We start from the raw sequence: 7,009 nt of genomic DNA, 5'->3' as shown, positions 1-7,009 counted from the left end.
CTGGACGCGATGCAGAGCAAGGTCGTCGACCTCGAGCGCGATCGCCACCAGCAGTACGGTGCGCTGGCCGAGCAGCTGCGCGCCCAGCAGGAGGCGGGCGATGCGCTGCGTGCCACGACGGAGTCCCTGGCCGGGGCGCTGCGGTCCGGCGCGACGCGCGGCGTCTGGGGCGAGACGCAGCTGCGCCGTGTGGTCGAGGCCGCGGGCCTCACCCGGTACGTCGATTTCGACCTGCAGGCGTCCGTGACCTCCGATGCCGGTGCCGGCCGCCCGGACATGATCATCCGGCTCCCCGGCGACAAGGCGCTGGCCGTGGATGCCAAAGCGCCGCTGGACGCCTATCTGGAGGCGAGCGCCATCCCGCTGACCGCCCAGGGTGCAGACCTGCAGCGGCGGCGCGAGCTCCTCGCCCGTCACGTGAAGGCGGTGCGTGCGCACATCGACGCGCTCGCCCGCAAGACGTACTGGCTCGGGCTGTCCTCCAGCCCCGAGTTCGTCATCTGCTTCATCCCCAGCGAGTCGCTGCTCGCCGCCGCGCTCGAAGAGGATCCGTCGCTGCTCGACTACGCCTTCGGCAAGCGCGTGGCACTCGCCTCCCCGGTGAACCTCTGGGCAGTTCTGAAGACGGTGGCCTACACGTGGACGCAGCAGGACGTCTCGTCGCAGGCGCGCGAGCTGTTCGATCTCGGCACCGAGCTCTACCGGCGCCTCGGCGGGCTCGCCGACCACGCCGACAAGATGCGCCGTGCGATCGAGCGCACCGTGGACACCTACAACGGGTTCGTCGGGTCGCTCGAATCCCGCGTGCTCACCACCGCGCGCCGGTTCCCCGGCATCGATGAGACCGGCATCGACGCGATGGCCGCGCCTCGGCCGATCGAGAAGCAGGCACGTCGGCTGACGGCCCCGGAACTGCTGGCCGACCTCGACGACGGCGTCCGGCCGGCGCGCGCCGAAGTGGGCGAGCTGCGGGAGCGCATCGCCGACGACGCGGCGGAGGGTTCAGTGGCCGCCGGGGATGAAGTTCAGCAGCAGAACGGCCGCGGCTGAGACGGCGAGGAACGCGCCCACCATCCACCAGGCGCTCGCCTGCTCGTTGGGCGCCCGGCGGACGCGGAAGAGCACATCGGGACGCCGCGACGGGTCGACGGGCGCAGGCGGCGGGGTGGCGCTGCTCCGCCGGGCGAGCGCGTCGGCGATGACGGCCTGTGCGCCGGTGCGCGGCGTACTGTCAGCCTGCTGCTGCGTCATGTCATCCTCCTGCGACCTCTCGCGGCCCTCGAACGATTGTGACAGCGCTGCCTGCACGGATCGTGAAAGGCGCGCAGATCAGAGCCACTTCGAGACGAGGTGCTCCGACGAGATCCGGCGCAGCGTGCCGGACCTTCCGCGCAGCACGACGCTCTCGGTGAAGATGTACTCCCCGTGGCGGCGCACGCCGCGCACGAGCTGACCCTCGGTCACACCGGTCGCCACGAAGATCGTGTTGTCGCCCCGGACGAGGTCATCCGCTTCGTACACCGTGTCCAGCTGCAGGCCGGCGTCGATGCCGCGCTGCCGTTCGTCGTCGTTGCGCGGGGCGAGGATGCCCTGGATGTGACCGCCCAGCGCCTTGATGGCGCACGCCGTGACGATGCCCTCGGGGCTGCCGCCGATGCCGACGCACATGTCGGTGCGTCCGTCGTGGCGCGCCGAATTGATGCCGCCGGCGACGTCGCCGTCGCTGAGCAGGCGGGTGCCGGCGCCGGCCTCGCGGATGTCCTCGATCAGCTTCTCGTGACGCGGCCGGTGCAGCACCGACACGACCATCTCCGACACGGGCTTGCCGAGGGCCTTGGCGAGCAGGCGGATGTTCTCCCCGATCGGGAGGCGGATGTCGACCACGCCGACGCCGGCCGGGCCGGTGACGAGCTTGTCCATGTAGAACACGCTGGACGCATCGAGCATCGTCCCGCGATCCGAGACGGCGAGAACCGAGATCGCGTTGTTGCGGCCCGCGGCCGTGAGGCTCGTGCCGTCGATCGGGTCCACGGCGATGTCGCACTGCGGGCCCTGGCCGTTTCCGACACGCTCGCCGTTGAACAGCATGGGCGCTTCGTCCTTCTCGCCCTCGCCGATCACGATGGTGCCGTCGAAGTTGACCGTCGTGAGGAATGCCCGCATCGCATCGACCGCGGCGCCGTCGGCGACCTCCTTCTGACCCCGTCCCACGAACGGCGTCGCCCGGATCGCGGCCGCCTCCGTCGCGCGGACGAGCTCCAGCGCGAGGTTGCGGTCGGGGTGCAACGGGCTCATGTCGGAAGTCAGGCTCACCATGCACCCAGCCTAGCGAGCGGCGGTCTCCCCCACCGGCGGCCGGCTCGTTTCCGGACGGATCGTTTCGCGATCTTTACCGCGGTACCCCGCCCCGGCGGCCCCGCGCCCGGCCCGCTAGAGTGGGCGGAGGATGTCCCGGCGCCACGGGTGCTGCGGCTCCTGTCGAACCCTCCCCGCTGAACCTGCCAAGGAGCCGAGGACAATGCCCGTCGCCACCCCCGATCAGTACGCCGAGATGCTCGACCGCGCGAAGGCAGGCGGCTTCGCCTACCCCGCGATCAACGTCTCGAGCTCCCAGACCATCAACTCCGTCCTCCAGGGCCTGACCGAGGCCGGATCCGACGGCATCCTGCAGGTCACCACGGGAGGGGCGGACTACTTCGCCGGCCACACCATCAAGGGCCGCGCCACCGGCGCGCTCGCGATGGCGCGGTACGTCACCGAGGTCGCGAAGAACTACCCGATCACGGTCGCCGTGCACACCGACCACTGCCCCAAGCCGGCCCTCGCCGACTTCGTGCTGCCGCTCATCGAGGCCTCCGAGGAGGAGGTCCGTGCCGGGCGCAACCCGATCTTCCAGTCGCACATGTGGGACGGCTCGGCTGTGCCGCTCGCCGAGAACATCGAGATCGCGCAGGAGCTCCTGCCGCGCATGAAGAACATCAACGCCATCCTCGAGGTCGAGATCGGCGTCGTCGGCGGCGAAGAGGACGGCGTCAAGCACGAGGGCACGAACGACGCCCTCTACACCACCACCGGTGACGTGGCGAAGGCCGTCGAAGCCCTCGGTCTCGGCGAGAACGGCCGCTGGATCGCCGCGCTCACCTTCGGCAACGTGCACGGCGTCTACAAGCCGGGCAACGTCAAGCTGCGTCCGGAACTCCTCGGCGAGATCCAGGAGGGCATCGCAGCCCAGTTCGGCACCGGCCCGAAGCCGCTCGATCTCGTCTTCCACGGCGGCTCCGGCTCGTCCGACGAGGAGATCGCCACCGCCGTCGCGAACGGCGTGGTCAAGATGAACATCGACACCGACACGCAGTACGCGTTCACCCGCTCGGTCGCCGGGTTCATGTTCCAGAACTACGACGGCGTGCTCAAGGTCGACGGCGAGGTGGGCAACAAGAAGGCCTACGACCCGCGGGCGTGGGGCAAGGTCGCCGAGTCCGCCATGGCCGTGCGCGTCGTCGAGGCGACGCAGCAGCTCGGCTCGCACGGCAACTCGCTGAGCATCTGACGTATCGCGAAGAGGATGCCGCGGCCGAACCGGTCGCGGCATCCTCTTCGTCTGCGACGACTCAGGCGGGCGCCACGAACACGTCGAGGATCGTCGGCGCGCCCGCGTCCGCCGGGATCACGACGATCTCGTCTCCCGCTTCGACACGGCCGGTGCGGAGCACGCGCAGGTATGCGCCGAGCCGGCGCTCGCGGGAGAAGCGCTTCACCCAGCCGTGCTCGTCGTCCCCGCCCACCCAGCGCGCGAAGGTCTGGCAGGGCGTGCGCGGCAGCGTGACCTGCAGCTCCACCGACGACCCGATCCGCCAGATCTCGCCGATGCGGGCGTTGCTGACGTCGACTCCGGCCACGCGCAGGTTCTCGCCGAACCAGCCGGCCGGCACGCCGCGACCGAGCTCGGCGGCCCAGAACGCGGCATCCTCGTCCGCGTACGCGTAGACCGCCTGATCGAGGCCGCCATGGTGCTTGCGGTCGGCCTGGACGTCGGCGTACACCCCGTACCGCCCGACGCGCACGGGGCCGTCGACCGGCGCCTTGTCGATCGCGGTGACGCCGACGGATCCGGCATCGGGGTGCAGCTCACGGACGGCGCAGACGGCGAGGAGATGCGACATCCCGCCACCCTATCCGCCGTGGACGGCTCAGCCCGCGCTCTGCTGCAGGTAGCTCGCCACGGCCGGGTCGCCCATCACCGGGACGGCGACGCAGATGCCGACCACGATGTAGGTCAGGACGGCGCCCACGAGCGGCAGCCACCATGTGACCTTGCCGAGGCGCAGTCGCCGCAGCGCCAGAAGCAGCGTGAGCAGGTAGCCCAGCACCAGCAGGAAGGCCGCCACGACGCCCCAGATCCGCCCCGCGGTGACGTTCGTGAACGTCCCCGCGATGCCGAGCGTCTTCATCATCTCGCCGGCGAGTGCGGCGAAGTCGAAGTACTGCGGCAGCTGGAGCACGACGTACACCACGCCGAATCCGAGGAGCATGATCGTCGCGAGGCGATCCACCGCCCGCGGCTGCATCGGGGAGGCGCCGGGGGATGCCGGTGACGCCGACAGCAGCTGGTCAGGGTGCGGAACGGGCGGCTCCGGCATCGGCTGACGGATGTGTGCGCGCTGCTGCTCGGGGGTGGCGTACTCCCCGAACTGCGGGCGCGGGCGCTGCTGCTCGCCGTTCTGCTCCGTCACGCGCGACCCCGCCCACCCAGGGCCCGGTCGTCCCGGTGTCCTGAGGCATCCTGACGCAGCTCCTTCGGCAGCGAGAACATGAGGTCCTCCTCCGCCGTGCGCACCTGTTCGACGTCCCGGTAGCCCGCGTCGGACAGCGCCTCGAGCACCTCCTGCACGAGCACCTCCGGCACCGAGGCACCGCTCGTGACGCCGACCGTGCCGACCCCGTCCAGCCACTCCTGCCGCACTTCGCCGGCGTAGTCCACGCGGTGGGCGGCCTTGGCGCCGTGCTCGAGCGCGACCTCGACGAGGCGCACGCTGTTGGACGAGTTCGCCGAGCCGACGACGATCACGAGGTCGGCGTCCCGTGCGACCTTCTTGATGGCCACCTGGCGGTTCTGCGTCGCGTAGCAGATGTCGTCCGAGGGCGGATCGTGCAGCTCCGGGAACCGCTCGCGCAGCCGCCGCACCGTCTCCATGGTCTCGTCGACGGAGAGCGTGGTCTGCGACAGCCAGACGACCTTGGACGGGTCGCGCACCTCGACCGTGTCGGCCTCTTCCGGCGAGTTGACCACCGTCACGTGCTCCGGCGCCTCGCCCGCCGTCCCTTCGACCTCTTCATGGCCGGTGTGACCGATCAGCAGGATCTCGAAGTCGTCGCGCGCGAACCGCACCGCCTCACGGTGCACCTTGGTCACGAGCGGGCACGTGGCGTCGATCGCGTGCAGACCGCGATCGGATGCCGCGGTGACGACCGTCGGCGCGACGCCGTGCGCGCTGAAGACGACGTGCGAGCCCTCCGGCACCTCGTCGACCTCGTCGACGAAGATGGCGCCCTGGGCCTCCAGCTCGGTGACGACATGGATGTTGTGCACGATCTGCTTGCGCACGTAGACCGGGGAGCCGTAGCGCTCGAGCGCCTTCTCGACGGCCACGACGGCTCGGTCCACCCCCGCGCAGTAGCCGCGCGGCGACGCCAGCAGAACCCGCTTGGGGGCATCCACCGGGATATCCTTGAGCCGCCCGCGCACCTGCGGGACACGGGGCATCGACAGCTGAACGGTCACCCTCCGATTCTACGGTGCGCCCTTCCGCGCCCGGTCAGAAAGGCCCCGATGACGACGCCCGCAGCCACCGTCGCGCCCCGCGACTCCACGGCGGACTCCCCCACGTCGGTCACGCGTCTGAACGAATCCATCCACGGATTCATCGAGCGATGGGGCTCGGTGTGGGTCGAGGGAGAGGTCACCTCGTGGAACGTCCGGGGCGGCCACGTCTTCGGCCGGCTGAAGGACGCGACCGCCGATGCGCACATCGGCTTCCGCGTCTGGGCGACCACGCGCCGGCGCCTCGGCACGGACCTCAAGGTCGGCGACCACGTCGTGCTGTGCGTCAAGGCCGACTACTTCGTCAAGACCGGCGACTTCGGCTTCACGGTGTCGAGCTACCGCCACGTCGGCCTCGGCGAGCAGCTCGAGAAGCTCGAGCGCCTCCGCGCCCGTCTGCGGTCCGAGGGGCTGTTCGACGCGGCCCGCCGCAAGCGGCTGCCGTTCCTGCCGCACTGCATCGGGCTGATCACGGGCGAGAAGTCGGATGCCGAGCGGGACGTGCACCGCAACGCCGAGCTGCGCTGGCCGCAGGTGCGCTTCCGCACCGTGCATGCCGCGGTGCAGGGCGACCGGTGCGTACCGGAGACCCTCGCCGCGCTGAAGATCCTCGACGCCGATCCCGAGGTCGACGTCATCATCATCGCGCGCGGCGGCGGCGACCCGCAGACGCTGCTCGGATTCAGCGACGAGCGGCTCCTGCGCGCAGTCGCCGCGGCATCCACGCCCGTCGTGAGCGCCATCGGACACGAGAACGACCACCCCCTCCTCGACGACGTCGCCGACCTGCGCGCATCGACGCCGACCGACGCGGCGAAGCGCGTCGTGCCGGACGTGGCCGAACAGCGCGCCCTCGTCGCCGACTGCCGCGCCCGGATGCTGCGGGTGCTCTCCCAGCGGGTCCGCCACGATCAGGAGCGGCTGGAGCACGTGCGCTCCCGCCCGGCCCTGCGGGCCCCGGAGACCATGATCGCGTCGCGCGCGCAGGAGGTGCAGCTGCTCATGGATCGCGGGCGGGACGGCACCGACCGGCGCATCGAGGCCGGGGCGCGCCGGCTCGGCGAGCTGCGTGCCACGCTGCGGGTCCTGGCGCCGGGCGCCACTCTCGCGCGCGGGTACGCGATCGCGCACCTCGCAGACGGCACGATCGTGCGGGATGCCGCCCAGGCTCCCGCCGGCACCGCCCTG

8 protein-coding genes are annotated in these 7,009 nt (G+C 71.1%); 3 read left to right on the top strand and 5 right to left on the bottom strand.

All coding sequences use genetic code 11. From position 1 onward, the window contains the following. On the top strand, nt 1-1,050 hold a 1,050-nt coding region (locus tag VJR25_RS00495; RefSeq protein ID WP_324111408.1), incomplete at its 5' end, for a DNA recombination protein RmuC. Here the strand turns inward: VJR25_RS00495 and VJR25_RS00490 are convergent. Both VJR25_RS00490 and glpX read right to left on the bottom strand, forming a co-directional pair. Then, on the bottom strand, nt 1,003-1,251 hold the full coding sequence (locus tag VJR25_RS00490) for a UDP-N-acetylmuramyl pentapeptide phosphotransferase (RefSeq protein ID WP_324111406.1): 249 nt from the start codon (nt 1,249-1,251) through the stop codon (nt 1,003-1,005). The genes VJR25_RS00495 and VJR25_RS00490 overlap by 48 nt on opposite strands. Before the next feature lie 78 nt (nt 1,252-1,329). Then, the gene (glpX, locus tag VJR25_RS00485) at nt 1,330-2,316 is read right to left on the bottom strand and encodes a class II fructose-bisphosphatase (protein ID WP_324111404.1); all 987 of its coding nucleotides are present in this window, start codon (nt 2,314-2,316) and stop codon (nt 1,330-1,332) included. Nucleotides 2,317-2,518: 202 nt separating this feature from the next. On the opposite strand from glpX, the gene fbaA reads away from it, so the two are divergent. Further along, the gene (gene fbaA, locus VJR25_RS00480; protein WP_324111401.1) at nt 2,519-3,550 is read left to right on the top strand and encodes a class II fructose-bisphosphate aldolase; all 1,032 of its coding nucleotides are present in this window, start codon (nt 2,519-2,521) and stop codon (nt 3,548-3,550) included. Nucleotides 3,551-3,611: 61 nt separating this feature from the next. Here fbaA and VJR25_RS00475 read toward each other — a convergent pair whose 3' ends face one another. From VJR25_RS00475 to VJR25_RS00465, 3 genes are read right to left on the bottom strand one after another with little or no spacing between them, the layout of a single operon-like run. Further along, the gene (locus tag VJR25_RS00475) at nt 3,612-4,163 is read right to left on the bottom strand and encodes an MOSC domain-containing protein (protein WP_324111400.1); all 552 of its coding nucleotides are present in this window, start codon (nt 4,161-4,163) and stop codon (nt 3,612-3,614) included. Between the two features lie 27 nt (nt 4,164-4,190). Further along, complete coding sequence (locus VJR25_RS00470) at nt 4,191-4,733, bottom strand: DUF6264 family protein (protein ID WP_324111398.1); 543 nt, start codon at nt 4,731-4,733, stop codon at nt 4,191-4,193. Next, nucleotides 4,730-5,764 carry a 4-hydroxy-3-methylbut-2-enyl diphosphate reductase gene (locus VJR25_RS00465; RefSeq protein ID WP_324111410.1) on the bottom strand — a complete coding sequence of 345 codons (1,035 nt, stop codon included), beginning with the start codon at nt 5,762-5,764 and terminating at the stop codon, nt 4,730-4,732. The genes VJR25_RS00470 and VJR25_RS00465 overlap by 4 nt, the downstream gene beginning before the upstream one ends. 66 nt (nt 5,765-5,830) lie before the next feature. Here VJR25_RS00465 and xseA point away from each other — a divergent pair. Next, nucleotides 5,831-7,009 (top strand): exodeoxyribonuclease VII large subunit (gene xseA / locus VJR25_RS00460; protein ID WP_324111396.1); only part of this gene is annotated, 1,179 nt, incomplete at its 3' end.

Origin of the sequence: Microbacterium sp. (assembly GCF_035277845.1) — a bacterium.
In the GTDB taxonomy this organism is placed as follows: Bacteria; Actinomycetota; Actinomycetes; order Actinomycetales; family Microbacteriaceae; genus Microbacterium.
The sequence above is the reverse complement of the archived record's forward strand: the minus strand, read 5'-3'. Positions and strand labels throughout refer to the sequence as shown.

Excerpts from the sequence above, each read along its gene's own strand:
- VJR25_RS00490 (WP_324111406.1), bottom strand. The coding sequence starts at position 1,251 with ATGACGCAGCAGCAGGCTGACAGTACGCCGCGCACCGGCGCACAGGCC.
- glpX (WP_324111404.1), bottom strand. The coding sequence starts at position 2,316 with ATGGTGAGCCTGACTTCCGACATGAGCCCGTTGCACCCCGACCGCAAC.
- fbaA (WP_324111401.1), top strand. The coding sequence starts at position 2,519 with ATGCCCGTCGCCACCCCCGATCAGTACGCCGAGATGCTCGACCGCGCG.
- VJR25_RS00475 (WP_324111400.1), bottom strand. The coding sequence starts at position 4,163 with ATGTCGCATCTCCTCGCCGTCTGCGCCGTCCGTGAGCTGCACCCCGAT.
- VJR25_RS00465 (WP_324111410.1), bottom strand. The coding sequence starts at position 5,764 with ATGCCCCGTGTCCCGCAGGTGCGCGGGCGGCTCAAGGATATCCCGGTG.